The organism is Trebonia sp., assembly GCF_049794275.1.
In the GTDB taxonomy this organism is placed as follows: Bacteria; Actinomycetota; Actinomycetes; order Streptosporangiales; family Streptosporangiaceae; genus Trebonia.
Window position 1 is genome coordinate 1 of the sequence record NZ_JBARCR010000608.1, and the last position, 1,520, is coordinate 1,520.

The following is a 1,520-nucleotide window of genomic DNA, read 5'->3' on the forward strand; positions in this document are numbered from 1 at the left end:
CCGCGTCGGCGCCCTGCTGTATGACACCGGGCTCTACGGCACCGGGGCCGTGCGCACCGTGCCGCCAGGCACCGGGCGCACGCATGTGCTGCGTATCGGCGCCGAACTCGCCAGGACCGCCGACGCCGGCCAGCACGAGGGCGGCCAGCGCCGGAGGTCCTGGCGAGCTCGGCGCCGATGCGCAGCACGTGCCTGCGCCCGGTGCCTGGCGGCACGGTGCGCACCGTTCCGGTGCCGGATAGCCCGGTGTCATAAAGCAGGGCGCCGACCCGGTTCCCGCCCCGGCCGAACAGCCGGGCGAGCACCAGGGCGAGCTCGCTGACCACGTCGTGCTTGCCGCGCCCGGGCGCGCCGACCGTCATCGACGCGGAACGGTCCAGCACCAGCCACACCATGAGCTCGCGGTCCTCGTTGAACAGGCGAAGCTGCGGCTCGTTCAGCCGGGCGGTGACGTTCCAGTCAATGTGCCTGGCGTCGTCGCCCTCGGCGTACTCGCGCAGCCCGGCGAAGTCGGTTCCTGTTCCGCGGTGCGCGGTGCGGTAGCCGCCTGCCAGGCGTCCGTCGAGGCGGCGGACGACCCGCCATTCCAGCCGGAACAGCAGCCGCTCCTGAGCGGCTCGCGGGGCGCGCGCGGCGGGCGCAGCCAGATTGGACATGGGTCAGCGGCCGCTCAGGACGACCTCGGGCACGGCGACGGCATCGAGCACCTGCGTGATGAGAGCGTCGGCGCTGACGTCGTCGGCGAGCGCCTCATACGACAGCACGATGCGGTGCCGCAGCACGTCGAGGGCGATCTCGCCGACGTCGGCGGGCAGCGCGTAGTCGCGACCGCGGGTGAACGCCAGCGCGCGGGCGCCGGTCACCAGCGCGATCGAGGCGCGCGGGCTGGCCCCGTAGCTGATGTACCGCTTTAGGTCGAGCCCGGCGTTCAGCGGCAGCCGGGTGGCGGTCACCAGCCGCACGGCGTAGTCGACCACGGCGGGATCGACGTAGATGTCCCGCACCCGCTCCTGCATGCTGATCAGGTCCGCCGGGCTGAGCATCGCGCGGACCGGCTCGGCGGGGCGCAGCGAGCGGTCGACGATCGCGTGTTCTTCGTGGGCGCTCGGGTAGCCGACGACGACCTTCATCATGAAGCGGTCGACTTGCGCCTCGGGCAGCGGGTAGGTGCCCTCTGACTCGATCGGGTTCTGCGTCGCCATGACGAGGAACGGCTCGGGCACCGGGTAGGTCTCGCGGGCGATCGTGACCTGGTGTTCCTGCATCACCTCGAGCAGGGCGCTTTGCACCTTGGCGGGCGCGCGGTTGATCTCGTCGGCGAGCAGCAGGTTCGTGAAGACCGGCCCCAGCTGGGTGTGGAACTCCCCGGTGTGCTGGTGGTAGACCCGCGTCCCTGTCAGGTCGGCGGGCACCAGGTCGGGCGTGAACTGGATCCGCTGGAACTCACCGCCGACCGCCGCGGCGAGCGACTTGACGGACAGCGTCTTGGCCAGCCCGGGGACGCCCTCCACGAGCAGGTG

Annotated in this window: 2 protein-coding genes; both read right to left on the reverse strand. The window is 72.0% G+C overall.

What is annotated here, in order from left to right; genetic code table 11:
- Window positions 1-656 (reverse strand): DUF58 domain-containing protein (locus WA805_RS16405; RefSeq protein WP_425242763.1); only part of this gene is annotated, 656 nt, incomplete at its 3' end.
- A 3-nt stretch (window positions 657-659) separates the two neighbouring features.
- On the reverse strand, window positions 660-1,520 hold an 861-nt coding region (locus WA805_RS16410; RefSeq protein WP_425242764.1), incomplete at its 5' end, for an AAA family ATPase.